Source organism: Streptomyces luomodiensis (genome assembly GCF_031679605.1).
In the GTDB taxonomy this organism is placed as follows: Bacteria; Actinomycetota; Actinomycetes; order Streptomycetales; family Streptomycetaceae; genus Streptomyces; species Streptomyces luomodiensis.
In genome coordinates this window covers 1,405,370-1,420,660 of sequence record NZ_CP117522.1, presented here as the reverse complement: position 1 = coordinate 1,420,660, position 15,291 = coordinate 1,405,370, and the positions used below count along the sequence as shown (strand labels likewise).

General features: G+C 71.9%; 16 protein-coding genes. 11 read left to right on the top strand and 5 right to left on the bottom strand.

Annotated features, from left to right (window positions below; genetic code table 11):
* Positions 1-52: 52 nt before the first annotated feature.
* A complete protein-coding gene (locus PS467_RS05905; RefSeq protein WP_311034316.1) occupies positions 53-784 on the bottom strand; it encodes a GntR family transcriptional regulator in 732 nt (243 codons plus the stop codon).
* 794 nt (positions 785-1,578) lie between these two features.
* Here PS467_RS05905 and PS467_RS05900 point away from each other — a divergent pair.
* The 3 genes from PS467_RS05900 (at position 1,579) to PS467_RS05890 (ending at position 3,624) form a co-directional block, all read left to right on the top strand.
* Positions 1,579-1,836: a hypothetical protein gene (locus PS467_RS05900; protein ID WP_311034315.1), complete on the top strand. Its 258-nt coding sequence runs from the start codon at positions 1,579-1,581 to the stop codon at positions 1,834-1,836.
* 494 nt (positions 1,837-2,330) lie between these two features.
* Positions 2,331-2,951: a flavin reductase family protein gene (locus PS467_RS05895; protein WP_311034314.1), complete on the top strand. Its 621-nt coding sequence runs from the start codon at positions 2,331-2,333 to the stop codon at positions 2,949-2,951.
* Positions 2,952-2,976: 25 nt separating this feature from the next.
* Entirely contained in the window at positions 2,977-3,624 is a 648-nt protein-coding gene (locus PS467_RS05890; protein ID WP_311034313.1) for an HAD family hydrolase, read from the top strand.
* Positions 3,625-3,838: 214 nt separating this feature from the next.
* Here PS467_RS05890 and PS467_RS05885 read toward each other — a convergent pair whose 3' ends face one another.
* Positions 3,839-4,711, bottom strand: a complete 873-nt coding sequence (locus tag PS467_RS05885) for an undecaprenyl-diphosphate phosphatase (RefSeq protein WP_268970399.1) — start codon at positions 4,709-4,711, stop codon at positions 3,839-3,841.
* Between the two features lie 295 nt (positions 4,712-5,006).
* Here PS467_RS05885 and PS467_RS05880 point away from each other — a divergent pair, with 295 nt between their 5' ends.
* The gene (locus tag PS467_RS05880) at positions 5,007-6,536 is read left to right on the top strand and encodes an MFS transporter (RefSeq protein ID WP_311034312.1); all 1,530 of its coding nucleotides are present in this window, start codon (positions 5,007-5,009) and stop codon (positions 6,534-6,536) included.
* A gap of 37 nt (positions 6,537-6,573) precedes the next feature.
* On the opposite strand, the gene PS467_RS05875 is transcribed toward PS467_RS05880, so the two are convergent.
* Positions 6,574-7,335 carry a TVP38/TMEM64 family protein gene (locus PS467_RS05875; protein WP_268970397.1) on the bottom strand — a complete coding sequence of 254 codons (762 nt, stop codon included), beginning with the start codon at positions 7,333-7,335 and terminating at the stop codon, positions 6,574-6,576.
* Positions 7,336-7,524: 189 nt separating this feature from the next.
* Between PS467_RS05875 and PS467_RS05870 the strand changes: the two genes are divergently transcribed.
* The 3 genes from PS467_RS05870 to PS467_RS05860 all read left to right on the top strand — a co-directional run bounded on the left by PS467_RS05870 (position 7,525) and on the right by PS467_RS05860 (position 9,890).
* Complete coding sequence (locus tag PS467_RS05870) at positions 7,525-7,695, top strand: hypothetical protein (RefSeq protein ID WP_311034311.1); 171 nt, start codon at positions 7,525-7,527, stop codon at positions 7,693-7,695.
* 98 nt (positions 7,696-7,793) lie between these two features.
* Positions 7,794-8,984 carry an elongation factor Tu gene (tuf, locus tag PS467_RS05865; RefSeq protein WP_311034310.1) on the top strand — a complete coding sequence of 397 codons (1,191 nt, stop codon included), beginning with the start codon at positions 7,794-7,796 and terminating at the stop codon, positions 8,982-8,984.
* A 60-nt stretch (positions 8,985-9,044) separates the two neighbouring features.
* A complete protein-coding gene (locus tag PS467_RS05860; protein ID WP_311034309.1) occupies positions 9,045-9,890 on the top strand; it encodes a spermidine synthase in 846 nt (281 codons plus the stop codon).
* On the opposite strand, the gene PS467_RS05855 is transcribed toward PS467_RS05860, so the two are convergent.
* On the bottom strand, positions 9,877-11,238 hold the full coding sequence (locus PS467_RS05855; protein WP_311034308.1) for an MFS transporter: 1,362 nt from the start codon (positions 11,236-11,238) through the stop codon (positions 9,877-9,879). The two genes, PS467_RS05860 and PS467_RS05855, sit on opposite strands and share 14 nt — an antisense overlap.
* Before the next feature lie 74 nt (positions 11,239-11,312).
* Positions 11,313-12,452, bottom strand: a complete 1,140-nt coding sequence (locus tag PS467_RS05850) for a DUF8017 domain-containing protein (protein WP_311034307.1) — start codon at positions 12,450-12,452, stop codon at positions 11,313-11,315.
* Between the two features lie 96 nt (positions 12,453-12,548).
* On the opposite strand from PS467_RS05850, the gene PS467_RS05845 reads away from it, so the two are divergent.
* The 4 genes from PS467_RS05845 (at position 12,549) to PS467_RS05830 (ending at position 15,161) form a co-directional block, all read left to right on the top strand.
* Complete coding sequence (locus PS467_RS05845; protein ID WP_311034306.1) at positions 12,549-13,001, top strand: DUF4442 domain-containing protein; 453 nt, start codon at positions 12,549-12,551, stop codon at positions 12,999-13,001.
* Between the two features lie 150 nt (positions 13,002-13,151).
* Positions 13,152-13,820: a DedA family protein gene (locus PS467_RS05840; RefSeq protein ID WP_311034305.1), complete on the top strand. Its 669-nt coding sequence runs from the start codon at positions 13,152-13,154 to the stop codon at positions 13,818-13,820.
* Between the two features lie 76 nt (positions 13,821-13,896).
* Positions 13,897-14,445, top strand: coding sequence for a gamma carbonic anhydrase family protein (locus PS467_RS05835; RefSeq protein WP_311034304.1), 549 nt, complete (start codon positions 13,897-13,899; stop codon positions 14,443-14,445).
* A 23-nt stretch (positions 14,446-14,468) separates the two neighbouring features.
* Positions 14,469-15,161, top strand: coding sequence for a GAF and ANTAR domain-containing protein (locus PS467_RS05830; RefSeq protein WP_311034303.1), 693 nt, complete (start codon positions 14,469-14,471; stop codon positions 15,159-15,161).
* The last annotated feature ends 130 nt before the right edge of the window (positions 15,162-15,291 follow it).

Genomic DNA, 15,291 nt, shown 5'->3' with positions numbered 1-15,291 from the left:
GGAGCGAACGGCGGGAGCGGAGGAGCGGGCGAACGGATCGGGGGCGAACGGATCAGCGGAGCGGACCGAGGAGCGAAGTCTCCACGTAGAAGCGGGATGTGCCGGTCGGCAGGATCATCTCGAGGTGTTCGACCACCTCGTCGTTCTCCGCCCAGGTGACGCGCAGCCAGCGGAAGACCGCGGCACCCGGTTCCAGGCCGAAGAGCTCGGCGTGCTCCTCGTCCAGGGCGTACGGCTCCACGTAGAGCCGCGAGCGGCGCAGCGGCACTCCGCGGTCCCGGAGGTACATATGGCTCGTGATGGTGACCAGATCCTGATCGAGCAGGTCGGGGGCGAACCGGAAGGGCAGCACGGCGAGTTCCGTGCTGGTCACGCGGGTGCCGTCGGCGCTCAGCTTGTGGCGTTCGAGCTGTACGACGGCGTCGTTGTCGTCCAGGCCGGGCAGCCGCAGGGCCGCGCCGCCCGCGGGCAGCACCCTGCCGCCGACCACCCGGTGGTCACCGTGGGTCTCGGGCCCGCTGGTCAGCACGCCCGCCGAGCGGAGCAGGTTCTCCTCGTCGGCGGTCTGCGCGACGAACGTGCCATGCCTGCGGTACCGGACGACCAGCCCGGCGTCCGCGAGTTCGCGCAGCGCACGCTGCACGGTGATCCGCGAAACACCGAACTGGGCTCCGAGTTCGGCTTCGGTGGGCACCCGGGTTCCGGGCTGCCACCGGCCGTCCCGGATGTTTCCCTCCAGCTCCCTGCGGATCTGCTCGTAGAGCGGGAGGTCACGTTCGGCCATGGATCGAGAGTGATCTGAGCCATTTGATATGTCAATACGTTGGATGGATATGACCCACGCCCGTAACACATCCTCCCGCCGGACACGGCCGGGTAACCTCCCCGCGCCACCCGGCGCGCGACCGCATGCCTCTCCGAGCACCCGGCCAGCCAGTGCGAGGCGGCGCTGAGCGGACGGGCTCCGTGGCCGCGCACACGAATCCCCGGCCGCCAAGCCGTCCGCACATCATGAGGTGGGACCAGCCGGATCCCGGCCGCGGTCGCCTTGGGATACTTCGGTCGACAGTGCGCACGAGCCGGTCGACAGTGCGCACGAGCCGGTCGGCTGTGCCACGAGGCAGCGGCCACTGACCGCGGTATCAGAGGGAACCGTGAGCACGACCGACAAGGCGGGCGAACCGGACGCGCCGGCCTCCCCACACCACCGGCCGAGCCGATGCCTTCGGCCGCGAGGCGTGGTCGACCTGCGCGGCCGCGCCGACCCTCCCGCCGTCCTGGCGTATCCGGCCGACGCCGTGGTGGTCGTCTCCGGTCTGCCCGGAAGCGGGAAGAGCACGGTGATGGAACGCTGGTCGAAGGCCGCGCCCGCCATCGATCCCAGGGCGGCCCACCTCGCCTGTGAGGCGGTCATGCCCGCGTGGCTGCCGTACGGGGTGTACCGGCCCTGGGCGCGGCTGAGGCACTTCCGGTGGCTGTGCCGTCAGATGCGCCGCACCTCCCCGGTGTTGGTGCAGGGCCTGGCTGCGCCGGTGGCTGGCCCGGTATGCCGAACGGCGGGGCCGCGAGCTGCATGTGGTGCTCCTGGACGTGGGGGCGGACGAGGCGCTCGCGGGGCAGGAGGCCCGGGCCCGGTGGGCCTCGCCACGCGTCTTCGCCCGGCACCGGCGGGGACTCGACCGCCTGCTGCGCGCGTTACCCGGGCCCGGCGCGGCACACCCGGCCGGCGCCGTGGTCCCCGTGCCCCGACCGCTGGCCGAAACGGCCTCGATAGTGCTGCTCGACCGGATATCGCGAGAACACGTGGCGGCGGCGACGTTCGGCCGTTTGCCCTAGCTGTATTGCCCTATTGCCCTATTGCCCTGTGCGGTCGGGGGCGCGGGCCAGGTCCTCCGGGCGGACGCCATGGTCCGCGCGCCCGCCCGGACACGGCGGCGCCGCGCACGATGACGGTGGTCACTCCGCCTCCGGTCCGTGAGCCGCCGCCCGCGTCACCGGATTAAGATCCACACTGAGCAACGGCAACGCGGAGTGGGGACATGGAGATGGCGGACCGTACCGTCGAGCCGGCGCTCTCGACGCGGCCGCCGGGACATGCGTCTGCGGGGCGGTGGAGGGACGGCGGGAACCCCCAGGTGACCGGGGTGTCCAGCGGGTAGGCACAGGGGGCCGGGCCCGGAGTCGTCCCGAGGGACGCGGCGGACACGGTGGTGTCCGGCCCCGGACGCCCGTGTCTTCCGGCGCCGGGCACCGTCCGCGGAATCCGGGGGCCGGGTGACGCCGCGACCCGTCGTTGGGGCGCGCCGCCGCGTGTGCGGATACTGGGTCGCATGCGTATCGACTTCGATCCCGAGACCATGGCCGGGAACTCCTTCTACAAGCTGCTGACCTCCGTGGTGGTGCCGCGGCCGATCGCCTGGGTGTCCACGGTGTCGGCGGACGGCACGGCGAACCTCGCCCCGCACTCGTTCTTCACCGTCGCGTCCGTGGCCCCGCCGATCGTGCAGTTCACCTCCGTGGGGCGGAAGGATTCGCTGCGGAACGCCGAGGACACCGGGGAGTTCGTGGTGAGCCTCGCGCCCGAGGGACTCTTCGAGCAGGTCAACGCGACCGGGACGGACTTTCCGCACGGGGTGAGCGAGTTCGAGGCGGTGGGGGTGGCGCAGGAGCCGAGTGCGCGGGTGAAGCCGCCCCGGGTGGCGGGGTCGCCGGTGGCGCTGGAGTGCGTGGTGCACGGCACGGCGGGGTTCGGGAACTCCACGGTGGTCTTCGGGCGGGTGGTGCATGCCGCGATCGACGACGCGGTGATGGTCGACGGGCATGCGGAGATCAGCAGGCTGCGGCCGCTGTCCCGGCTGGGGAAGGACGAATGGGGCACGGTCGGCGAGGTGCGAGAAATCGCCCGGATCCGCTACGCCGACTGGGAGGGCGAGCGGCCGGCGGAGGCGTGAGGGCCCGGGGTCGCGGGCGCGCGCGATGATCGAGACCGTGGTGTTCGACATCGGCTCGACCCTGGTCCGTGAGGACCGCTACTGGGGCGCCTGGGCCGACTGGCTCGGTGTGCCGCGGCACACCCTGTCCACGCTGGTGGGGGCCGTCGTCGCGACGGGGCGGGACGACGGGGACGCGATCCGCCTGGTGCGGCCGGGGGTGGACATCGAGGCCGAGCAGCGGGCGCGGGAGGCGGCCGGGCGGGGGGAGTGGCTGGACGAGACCGATCTGTACCCGGATGTGCGGTCCGCGCTCGGCGCGCTGCGGGAGTCGGGGGTGCGGGTCGTGCTGGCCGGGAACCAGTCGCTGCGGGCGGGTGAGCTGCTGCGCGGGCTGGAGCTGCCCGTCGACGCCGTGGCCACGTCCAGCCAATGGGGGGTCGTCAAGCCCGATCCGGAGTTCTTCCGGCGGGTGCTGGAGCTCGGCGGTGCCGCGCCGGGGCGGACGGTGTACGTGGGTGACTACCCGGCCCTCGACATCCGGCCGGCGAAGGCCGCCGGGCTGCGGGCCGCGCATATCCGCCGGGGGCCGTGGGGGTGTCTGTGGGCCGATACGGCCGACGCGGCGATGGCGGACTGGCGGATCGACTCGTTGGACCAGCTGGTGGAGATCGTCGCCGGACCGCCGGCGTGAGCGCCTTCACCGGACCGCCGGTGAGGGGAGGGGTGTGCGTTGGGTGGGAAATTCACACCCGGTGTGCTGCGAATGCTCGCATATATCTACCGCACACCCTTCCCTGGCGCTCCGCATGGCGATTGACTCGTCCCATACCGCTCAGGGGGCGCCAGACCTGAGCGAAGGGGCCGCCGGACTCCTCCCTCCTCGGCCGGCGGCCCATCCCCATGCCTCAGCCCGCCGACTCGGCCGCGTGGGCGCTCAGCACGCCGAAGCCGACCAGGGCGAAGAGCGCGAGACCCAGCAGCACCCGGTAGATCACGAACGGCATGAAGCTCTTACTGGAAATGAATTTCATGAACCATGCGATGACCGCATAGCCGACCACGAAGGCCACGACCGTGGCGAAGAGCGTCGGACCCCACTCCGTATGCCCCTCGGACGCGTCCTTCAGCTCGAAAACGCCCGAGGCCAGCACCGCCGGCACCGCGAGCAGGAAGGAGTACCGGGCCGCTGCCTCGCGGGTGTAGCCCATCAGCAGCCCGCCACTGATCGTCGCGCCTGACCGGGAGACGCCCGGCACCAGCGCCATCGCCTGGCAGACGCCGAATATCAGGCCGTCCCGGATGCTCAGTTCCCGCAGCGTCTTGCGCTGGTTGGCGACACGGTGCCGGCCGCCCGTCTCATCGCGCGCCGCGCGCCGGTCCGCGAAGCCGAGAACGAGGCCCAGGACCACGAGGGTCGTGGCGATGAGGCGCAGATCGCGGAACGGACCCTCGATCGCGTCCTGAAGTGTGAGGCCGAGCACGCCGATGGGTATGGAGCCGACGATCACCAGCCAGCCCATCTGGGCGTCGTGGTTGCCGCGCCACTCCTTGCTGAAGAGCGAGCGGAACCAGGAGGAGACGATGGTGACGATGTCCTTGCGGAAGTAGATGAGCACCGCGAGCTCCGTGCCGATCTGGGTGATCGCGGTGAAGGCGGGCCCAGGGTCGTTCCAGCCGGCGAACGCGGCCGTGAGCCGCAGGTGGGCGCTGGAGGAGATCGGGAGAAACTCAGTCAACCCCTGGACCAGCCCGAGGATGAGTGATTCAAACCACGACATTGAGTCTTCGCTATCCAAAGGCTGATCGTGCGCTGATCGGTGCATGGCCGTGAATGGCCATGCGTGACCGATGCAGGCGGGTGGTCGTTGGGAAGGCCGGCGGTCGAGGATCAACTGCCGGTTGTGGGGCAGCGTAGCGTCCCCGGGTGCGCGGCTTAGCAAGGGCCCGGTCGGAGCATCGGTTGATCACATCGGCCAGGGGTACTCGGCGGTGGCCGCCCGGCCGTGGGGGCCGTGCCGACGATCAGGTGTGGACAGCCATGGACAGTCGTGGACAGCCGAGGAGCCGCGCCGTATGACCGCGTTCGGGCCCGACGGAGGTCAGGGAGGCCGAGGGGGCGGGACCGGCGGGACCGGCGGGACGATCACCACCGATGTCCCGGCACGGCTGGACCGGCTGCCCTGGTCGCGCTGGCACTGGATGATCGTGATCGGTCTCGGCACCGTATGGATCCTGGACGGTCTCGAGGCCACCGTCGTCGGCAACATCGCCAGCCGCCTCTCCGAGCCCGGCAGCGGTCTGTCCATCACCGACGCGCAGGTCACCGGTGTGGCGGCGGCCCTCTATGTGGCCGGGGCCTGCACCGGGGCGCTGGTCTTCGGCTGGCTCACCGACCGTCACGGCCGCAAGAAACTCTTCCTCGTCACGCTCGGGGTCTATCTGGCCGCCACCGCGCTCACCGCCGTCTCCTTCTCCGCCTGGTGGTTCTTCCTCTTCCGCTTTCTCACCGGCTTCGGCATCGGTGGGGAGTACTCGGCCATCAACTCCGCGATCGACGAGCTGATCCCCAGGATCTACCGGGGCCGCGTCGACCTGATCATCAACGGCAGCTTCTGGCTCGGCGCGATGGGCGGCTCGCTGCTCTCCGTGCTGATGCTGAACACCGGCGTCTTCCCGCTGAACGTCGGCTGGCGGCTCACCTTCGCCTTCGGCGTCGTCCTCGGCCTGGCCATCCTGCTGGTCCGCCGGAACGTCCCCGAGAGCCCGCGCTGGATGTTCATCCACGGCCGGGCGGCGGGCGCCGAGCAGCTGGTCGCGGAGGCCGAACGGCGGATCGAGGCCCGGACCGGGCGGCGCCTCCCCGAGCCGGACCAGGCCATCACCGTCAGAACGCGGAAGAGCACCGGCTTCGTCGAGATCGCCCGGACGCTCTTGCGGACCTATCCCCGGCGCGCGTTCCTGGGGCTGGCCCTCTTCATCGGACAGGCGTTCCTCTACAACGCCATCACCTTCGGGTTCGGCTCGATCCTGGTGAGGTTCTTCGGCGTGCCCAGCGGCGACACCGGCTACTACTTCGCGGTCATCGCGTTCGGCAACTTCCTCGGGCCGCTGCTGCTGGGCCGGCTCTTCGACACCGTCGGCCGCCGCCCGATGATCTCGAGCACGTACCTCCTCTCCGGTGTGCTGCTCTTCCTCACCGCCTGGATGTTCGGCGACGGCCGGCTCGGCGCGACCACGATGACCGCCTGCTGGTGCGCGGTCCTCTTCTTCGCCTCGGCCGGTGCCAGCGCCGCGTATCTGACGGTCAGCGAGGTCTTCCCGATGGAGACGCGCGCCCTGGCCATCGCCTTCTTCTACGCCATCGGCACGGCGGCCGGAGGCATCAGCGGCCCGCTGATCTTCTCGGACCTGACGCAGAGCGGAGTCGTCGCCGACACCGTGCTGGCCTTCTCCATCGGGGCGTCGCTGATGGTCGCCGCCGGACTCGTCGCCGCCTTCCTCGCCACCCCGGCGGAACGGCGCTCGCTCGAGGACATCGCCGAACCGCTGTCCGCCCGCGCCGCGACCGCCTCGGCCCCCGCCTCCGGACCGGCCGACGGCTGAGACCGCCTGCCGGAGGCACCGCGGGCAGGTCCGCCCGTCAGACCCCCGGCGGCGTCTTGGGCGGCGTCTCGTGCCCGGCCGGGTCCTGCCCGCCCCACGCGGGCCGCATCCGGCCGCGTTTGCGCCAGGCCACCAGCGCACCGGCCACGGCGGGCACCGCGATGAACGCCAGCGCGAGGAGGAAGGCGGGTGAGGTGGGGGTGGTGGCGTGGCTGCCCGCGACCACGTACGCGGCGGTGTTCGGCACGCTGCCCAGCCCCGTGGCCAGCAGGAAGGACAGCCAGCCCATCCGTGACACGGCCGCGCAGTAGTTGGCGGCGGCGAACGGTACGCCGGGGAACAGCCGGATCGCCAGCATGGACCGGAACCCGTGGTCGCTCAGCTGCCGGTCCGCCGCCGTCAGCCAGCGGCCCCGCAGCAGCCGGCGCAGCGCCTCCTGCCCCAGCAGCCGCCCCAGACCGAAGGCGATCCCCGCGCCGATCACGGTGCCGCCGACGGCCGTGACCAGCCCGGTCTGGACGCCGAAGAGCGCACCGGCCGCCAGATTCAGCAGCGGCCTGGGCACCAGCGCGGCGGTGCCCACCCCGTACGCGGCCGTGAACAGCGCCGCGGCCGTCACCCCCGACAGCTGCGGCGGCCAGCCATGGACCAGCAGCCGCTGCGGCTGCCACAGCCAGACCGCGATCGCGGAGCCGGTGAGCAGCGCGGCCAGCAACGCCAGCCGCGACCACGGCGAGAGCAGCACGGCGCGGGCACGGCGCACGGCCGGGTTCGCGGGCGGGGCGGCGACATCGAGCATCGCTGGAGCGTAACCGACCGGGATCGGCGGACGCTGTGATGTCGTCGGCTTGTCTCCCGATTGTCGGCAGACCGTCGACATACGGTCCCCGGACCGTCGGTAACGCGCCGTCGGGTCCTTGGCCGAACGTCAGGAACGAGCACTTCGGTCCCCCGCGCGCACCGAAAACCATTCGACGCGGACCGTACCGTGCGCGAAGATCACGGCATGTTCCGGCTCGCCTTCCTCACGCCGACGTCCGCGGTCGCGGACGCGCCGAAGGCTGCCGTCCCCTCTCCCACTCCGGCCGCGGCCGTCGCCCTCACCACGGACCCGCCCGCCGCCGTTCCCGCCGCCTGCCTCGACGGCGCCCGAAGCTGACCCTCCTCGGACGACTCCGACGGACCCCTTGGGGGGAGGGTCGGCCAGGCACTCGGGGTCCGCGCCTCCCACCCGCGCCGACGAGGAGAGACCGTCGCATGTCCAAGCAGACGTATGTGCGCACCAAACCGCATCTGAACATCGGCACCATGGGCCATGTCGACCACGGCAAGACCACGCTGACCGCCGCCATCACCAAGGTGCTGAGTGAGCGCGGCACCGGCGGCTATGTGCCGTTCGAGCGCATCGACCGGGCGCCGGAGGAGGCCGCGCGCGGCATCACCATCAACCTCGCGCACGTCGAGTACGAGACCGACACCCGCCACTACGCGCATGTCGACATGCCCGGCCACGCGGACTTCATCAAGAACATGATGACCGGCGCCGCCCAGCTCGACGGGGCGATCCTCGTCGTCTCCGCGCTCGACGGCGTGATGCCGCAGACCGCCGAGCATGTGCTGCTGGCCCGTCAGGTCGGTGTCGACCACATCGTGGTGGCCCTCAACAAGGCCGACGCGGGCGACCCCGAACTCACCGACCTCGTCGAACTCGAGGTGCGCGAGCTGCTCACGGCGCACGGCTACCCCGGCGACACCACGCCCGTCGTACGGGTCTCCGGACTGCGGGCGCTGGCCGGCGACCCGCGCTGGACCGGGGCGATCGAGGCGCTGCTGGACGCCGTGGACATCTATGTGCCCACACCCGTGCGCTCCACCGACGCGCCGTTTCTGCTGCCGGTGGAGAACGTGCTGACCATCACCGGACGCGGCACGGTGGTCACCGGCGCCATCGAGCGCGGCACGGTACGGACCGGCGACCGGATCGAGGTGCCCGGCACCGAGGTGGCCACGGTGGTCACCGGGGTGGAGACCTTCGGCAAGCCCATGGAGGTGGCCGAGGCGGGCGACAACGTCGCGCTGCTGCTGCGCGGGGTGGCACGGGACGCGGTGCGCCGCGGCCATGTGGTGGCCGCGCCCGGCAGCGTCGTACCACGGCGGCGCTTCACCGCGCGGGTGTACGTCCTGTCGGCGGCCGAGGGCGGCCGCCGGACACCGGTGTCCACCGGCTACCGTCCGCAGTTCCACCTGCGTACGGCCGATGTGGTCGGCGCGGTAGACATCGGGGACGCCGCGGACGCCGTGGTGGCGCGTCCCGGGGACACCGTCACCATGACGGTCGAGCTCGGCCGCGCCGTACCGCTGGAGCCGGGCCTCGGCTTCGCGATCCGCGAGGGCGGCCGCACGGTGGGCGCGGGCACGGTGGTCACCGTGCTGCCCGACCAGCCGTGACCACGGCCGGCCCCGTGGCGGCGGGCGGGACCGCGAAGCCCGTGACGGCACAATGAGAGGGTGAACGAGCCGATACCCGTGACCCGGGCCGTGGACGGCGGAACCGCCAAGCTGATGCCGGACCTGGACCGTCCGCGGGCGTGGCTGCTCACGGTGGACGGCGCCCCGCAGTCGTACGTCGACCTGGACGACCCGGCCCATCTCGAATTCGAGTACGCGCGACGGATGGCCCATGTCCTGGACGCGGCCGCCGAGCCCGGCGCCCCGCTCGACGCGCTGCATCTGGGCGGCGGGGCGCTGACGCTGCCCCGCTACCTGGCCGCCACCCGCCCCGGCTCCCGCCAGGTGGTGATCGAGGCCGACCGGGGGCTGCTGGCGCTGGTCGCCGAGCACCTCCCGCTGCCGGCCGGGACGGACGTCACCGTGCGGCCACAGGACGCCAGGACCGCCCTGGAGGCCGCGCCCGAGGGGTCCGCCGATGTCATCGTGGCCGATGTCTTCGGCGGTTCGCGGGTGCCCGCGCATCTGACCTCCGTCGAGTACGCCCGCGCCGCGGCCCGCGCGCTGCGGCCGGGCGGGCGGTACACCGCGAACCTGGCCGACGGGGCGCCGTTCACCTTCCTCCGCTCCCAGCTGGCCACCTACCGCACGGCGTTCGCGCACCTCGCCCTGATCGCGGAGCCGTCCATGCTGCGCGGCCGCCGGTTCGGCAACGCCGTACTGGTGGCCTCCCAGTCCGAACTGCCGGTGGCCGCGCTGGCCCGCCGCGCCGCGGCCGACGCCTTCCCGGCCAGGGTCGAGTACGGGGCGGCGCTGGAGCGCTTCACGGGCGCGGCGGCGCCGGTACGGGACGAGGACGCCACGCCGTCGCCCGAGCCCCCGAGCGGGACGTTCAGCGTGGGCTGACCGGCTCCGGACCGGCGTCCGTGGCGGCGACGGGCCCGCCCTCGGTGCCGGGAGTGGTCTCGGCGATGGGCCCGCCCTCGGTGACGGGGGTGGTCCCGGTGACGGGGGTGGTGGTCTCGCGCCGCCGCAGCCCCCGTACGTCCGGGACGGTCAGCACCGCCAGCGTCAGCGCCAGAACCAGCGCCGCACAGCCCCACAGCGAGGCCGACCGGCCGAACGCCTGCTCGGCCGGGCCCGCGAGCGCCGTGGCGAGCGGCAGCATGGCGACGGAGCCGAACCAGTCGTACGCCGAGACCCGCGACAGCTTGTCCTCGGGGATCTCCTGGCGCAGCGCGGTCATCCAGGACACCCCGAACACCTCCATCGACACCCCGACCAGGAACATCACCGCGACCAGCGCCGGAACCGGCACCGGGACGGCGAGTGCGGCCGACGGCAGGGCGAGCGGCAGGACGCACAGGGAGCCCGCGAGCAGCAGCCGGCGCGGCCGCCAGCGCATCATCAGCAGTCCGCCCAGGAGGGTGCCCACGCCGAACGCCGCGAGCGCGAACCCCCAGGGGCGTGCCCCGCCCAGATGGTCCTCGGCGACCAGCGGCCCGAACACCGCCTCGGCCGCCCCCACCACCGCGTTGACGACGGAGAACTGGACGACGATCGACCACAGCCAGGGCCGGCCGGTGAATTCGCGCCATCCTTCGCGCAGATCCTGGAGCATTCCGCCGCCGGGTTCCCGCCGGGGCACGGCGCCGACGTCGAGCAGGGCGCGCAAGGAGCCCGCGATCGCGAACGCGGCGGCGTCGACCGCCAGCACCCAGCCGGGGCCGACCACCGCGATCAGGGCGCCGCCGAGCGCGGCGCCGCCGATCTGCGCACCGTTCATGCCCATCCGGAACAGCGCGAAGGCGCGGGCGGCCTGTTCGCCGTCGACGCTGGAGAGCAGCATGCCCTCGGCGGCGGGGGCGAAGAACGCCTGCCCGGTGCCGCCCAGCGCGGAGAGCACGGCCATCTGCCACAGCCGTGCCTCACCGGACAGGACGAGCACGGCGAAGGCGGCCTGCGAGACACAGTTGAGGCTGTTGGCGGCGACCATCACCCGGTGCCGGGGCAGCCGGTCCGCCAACGCGCCGCCGATCAGCAGGAAGACGACCAGCGGAAGCGTACGCGCCGCCGCCACCAGCCCGACGTCGCCACCGTCCCCGCCGGCCTCAAGTACGGCGAACGCCGCCGCGATGAGGGCCCCGGCGTTTCCGAGACCCGTCACCACGGCGGCGGTGGTCAGCAGTGTGTAGTTGCGGCCGGCCCATGCGGGGCGGCCCGGTCGGAGGCGCGGGGCCGGGGGAGTCGTCACATCGGGACTATCCCTGGGGGCGGGCCCCGGAGTCCAACCGGATTCCAGCCGTCGTCAGCCGGTGGATCAGCGGTTCAGGAACTCTCTTCCTTCAGCGGCCGCAACGAGCTCATGATCTTTTTGATGGTGGAGTCCGGGACCTCTTCCTTGGTGCCCTTGACCGAGTACAGGACCCAGGTCGCGAAGTCGCCATTGGTGTCGGTGTAGGTCACCGTGACGGCCTTGCCGTCGGTGGTGCACTTGTCGGTCTTCTTCACCCCGGTGACGGTGGCCGACGCGGTGTAGCCCTTGAGGCCGTGGTCGCTGGTGAACTTCTTGGCCTCGGTGACCTTGCGGGTCCCGGTCTGGTCCTGGTCGAAGGCGGCGAAGACCCAGTTCTCGGCCTCGATCTTGGCGGCCGACGCCTCGCTCTTGGCGCCCTGCGCACCCTTCGAGCCCGCCCCGGCGGCGTGGCTCTTGTTGGTGTAGCCGTCCTTGTCCGTGACCGAGCAGTAGTCCTTCTTGTATCTGGCCGGAGCGGACATGACAACGAGCGGCTTGCCGTCGTCGTCCTCGAAACCGGTGCTCAGCCCCGGCGATTCGACCGTCCACTCCGGGGGGACGTCGAAGGCGTTGTGCCGCTTGGCGCTGACCACCGGCTTCCAGCCGGGTATGACCGCCTTGACGTCGGTGGCGTCGCCGCCGGCCCGCGGGTTGTCCTCGTCGCCGCCGGCCGGGTCCTCGGTCGGCTCGGTGGAGGCCGGAGCGGACGCGGAGGTGGCGGGCGTGTCCTTGCCCTTGGACTCGTCACCGCTGTCGTCGTCCTTGCCCAGGACCACCGCACCGGTGATGGCGGCCGCCGCGACCACCGCGATCGCGGCGACGACCGCGATGGTGGTCGTGCGCTTCTTGTCGTTCCGCGGCGGCTGCGGGGCGCCGGGCGGGCCGGACGGGGTGCCCCACTGCTGGCTGGGCGGCCCCTGCGGTGCACCCTGCGGCGGGCCGTAAGCGGGCTGCTGCCCCGACTGGCCGGGGTGTCCCGGCTGCTGCTGCGGCGGCTGGGGTGGTTGCGGTGGCTGCTGCGGCTGCTGATAGGGATTCGGTGTGTGGTATCCCGGCTGCTGATACGGGTTGGGCGTGTGGTGCCCCGGCTGCTGATACCCCGGCTGCTGATAGGGGTTCTGATCGTGTGGGTTGTTCTGCTCGCCCCCGGGCGGCTGCTGTCCTGGCCACATGGCCAGTAACGATAGAGGGGGCCGAGGACGGCTGCTACGTCCGCCCTGTCGGCCGCCCCTTTCCCCGTAGGCTACTCGGTGGTAGCTTCCGGGGACATGTCAGAGACCCTGCCCTCCGTCGGTGAGATGCTCGCCGCCACGGTGCCCATGGTGCGCACCCTGAACCTGGAGTTCGTCGAGGCCACACCGGAGCGCGCGGTGCTGCGCCTGCCGGACCAGCCCGACTTCCACAACCACGTCGGCGGCCCCCACGCGGGCGCGATGTTCACCCTGGCGGAGTCCGCGAGCGGGGCCATCGTGCTGTCCGCGTTCGGCGATCAGCTCGGCCGTGCCGTACCGCTGGCCGTGCGCGCCGAGATCGGCTACAAGAAGCTCGCCAAGGGGCCCGTCACCGCCACCGCCACCCTCGGCCGGCCCGCCGCCGAGGTGGTCGCGGAGCTGGACGCGGGGGAGCGTCCCGAATTCCCGGTGAACGTCGCGATCACGCGCGAGGACGGCGCGGTGACCGGCGAGATGTCCATCGTGTGGACCCTGCGCCCCCAGTCCTGACCGGTCCTCCCCACGTCGGAGTCGACGCGAACGGGAGCACGACCTGGGGATGATGGCGACCGCGCGCCGATTGAGTAGGCTTCCCGGCGTGCGCCGCGTTCCCGTCCGGCGCACGCCGGGAAGCGATCGCCACACGGGGAGGAACCGGCGTTGCATATCGAGGAATGGCTCGAGACCGTACCCGCGGTCAGCGTGTATCTGCTCGTGGGTCTCGTGATCGGTCTGGAGAGTCTGGGAATCCCGCTTCCCGGTGAGATCGTCCTCGTCAGCGCGACGCTGCTGGCGGCCTCCCAGGACCACATCAACCCCTACATCCTGGGGGCCAGCGCCATCGCGGGCGCGGTGATCGGCGACTCCATCGGCTATCTCATCGGCCGCAAGGGCGGACAGCCGCTGCTCGACTGGCTGGGCCGCAAATTCCCCAAGCACTTCAGCGCCGAGCATGTGGCGACCGCCGAGCGCTCCTTCCGGAAGTGGGGCATGTGGGCGGTCTTCATCGGCCGTTTCATCGCCCTGCTGCGCATCTTCGCGGGGCCCCTGGCGGGCGTGCTGCGCATGCCGTACTGGAAGTTCCTCATCGCCAATGTGTCCGGCGGCATCGTCTGGGCCGGCGGCACCACCGCGGTCATCTACTCCGTGGGCAAGGTCGCGGAGGACTGGCTCAAGCGCTTCTCCTGGCTCGGGCTCGTGCTGGCCCTGCTCTTCGGCCTCGGCTCGATGCTCGTCATGAAGTGGCGCTCCAAGAAGACCAAGCCCGTCGCGGCCGCGGCGACCGGTTCCGAGACGGCCGAGCCGGAGCCGGTCCCGGCCGGCGACTAGGGCGACCAGGACCGAGACTCAGGGCCGGGACGGCCGGGACGGTCACAACTGCTGACACGGCGAAGAGGACGACCAGGTGGGAGAGACAGTGCAGGCGTTGATCCATGGGATCGGCGGGAAGGAGCCGCAGGTCGCCCCCGAGACGTTCCTGGCCCCCACGTCGGTGGTGATCGGCGAAGTCGAGCTGGCGGCGGGCTCGAGCGTCTGGTACCAGGCGGTGCTGCGCGCCGACGGCGGCCCCATCGTCGTCGGCGCGGACACCAACATCCAGGACAATTGCACCGTGCATGTCGACCCCGGGTTCCCGGTCTCGATCGGTGAGCGGGTCTCCATCGGGCACAACGCGGTCGTGCACGGCTGTACGGTCGGAGACGATGTGCTCATCGGGATGGGTGCCACGGTCCTCAACGGCGCCCGGATCGGTGCCGGATCGCTGATCGCCGCGCAGTCCCTGGTGCCGCAGGGGATGCGGATACCGCCCGGCTCGCTGGTGGCCGGGGTGCCCGCGAAGGTGAAGCGCACCCTCACCGACGAGGAACGAGAGGGCATCAAGCTGAACGCCCAGGTGTACGCGGACCGGGCGAAGCAGTACCGCGAAGCGCTCCGGGGCCGGCCCGCGATGTGACCCGATGTGATCGGACGGTGGTCATGGACTGGGAAGCCTTCGCCGAACGCATGGCCACCATGGCGCGGGACCTGCTGGCGCAGGAGTCCTTGGACGCCACGCTGGAGCGGATCAGCGCGTGCGCGGTGGAGATCGTGGAGGGCTGCGACGCGGCCGGCATCCTGGTGCTCCACGGCGAGCGGGTGGAGACCCTCGCCCCCACCGAGTCGATGGTGGTCCGGTCCGACCGGCTCCAGCAGCGGCTCGGCGAGGGGCCCTGTTTCGACGCCGCGGTCCGTCTGAGCGGCGAGCGGGCGTTCCGGATCCACGACTTCACCCGGCCCCAGGAGCGGTGGGCGAGTTACGTCGGCCGGGCCCGTGAGCTCGGCATCGGCAGCATGATGGGGTTCCTGCTCTACACGTGGCAGGAGAACCTGGGTGCCCTGAACCTCTACTCCCGCCGCCCCGCCGCCTTCACCAAGGCCAGTGAGACGGCCGGCTGGCTGCTCGCCTCGCACGCCGCGGTCGCCTTCTCCAGCGCCCGCACCGCCGACCAGCTCCAGCAGGCGCTCGAGACCCGGCACACCATCGGGGAGGCCATGGGCATCCTCATGGAACGCCTCAAGATCACCGAGGACGACGCCTTCGCGCTGATGCGGCGGGTCTCCCAGGAACGCAACGTCAAGCTGCGCGACATCGCCCGGCAGATCTGCGTAAGCGGCGGCCTCGACGGCTGACGCGCCGTTCGAGGGCTCACGCCCCCGAACGGTGGGACGGCTCCTTCCGGCCCGCGGTCTGGACCGGAAGGGCCTGACCATCGAGTTCCCCCGGGGGTGACACCGATGGCTTGCGGGCCGGGTACCCAGC

Excerpts from the sequence above, each read along its gene's own strand:
- PS467_RS05875 (WP_268970397.1), bottom strand. The coding sequence starts at position 7,335 with ATGCTCGATGTCGCCGCCCCGCCCGCGAACCCGGCCGTGCGCCGTGCC.
- PS467_RS05890 (WP_311034313.1), top strand. The coding sequence starts at position 2,977 with ATGATCGAGACCGTGGTGTTCGACATCGGCTCGACCCTGGTCCGTGAG.
- PS467_RS05830 (WP_311034303.1), top strand. The coding sequence starts at position 14,469 with ATGGACTGGGAAGCCTTCGCCGAACGCATGGCCACCATGGCGCGGGAC.
- PS467_RS05895 (WP_311034314.1), top strand. The coding sequence starts at position 2,331 with ATGCGTATCGACTTCGATCCCGAGACCATGGCCGGGAACTCCTTCTAC.
- tuf (WP_311034310.1), top strand. The coding sequence starts at position 7,794 with ATGTCCAAGCAGACGTATGTGCGCACCAAACCGCATCTGAACATCGGC.
- PS467_RS05885 (WP_268970399.1), bottom strand. The coding sequence starts at position 4,711 with ATGTCGTGGTTTGAATCACTCATCCTCGGGCTGGTCCAGGGGTTGACT.
- PS467_RS05880 (WP_311034312.1), top strand. The coding sequence starts at position 5,007 with ATGACCGCGTTCGGGCCCGACGGAGGTCAGGGAGGCCGAGGGGGCGGG.
- PS467_RS05845 (WP_311034306.1), top strand. The coding sequence starts at position 12,549 with ATGTCAGAGACCCTGCCCTCCGTCGGTGAGATGCTCGCCGCCACGGTG.
- PS467_RS05850 (WP_311034307.1), bottom strand. The coding sequence starts at position 12,452 with ATGTGGCCAGGACAGCAGCCGCCCGGGGGCGAGCAGAACAACCCACAC.
- PS467_RS05905 (WP_311034316.1), bottom strand. The coding sequence starts at position 784 with ATGGCCGAACGTGACCTCCCGCTCTACGAGCAGATCCGCAGGGAGCTG.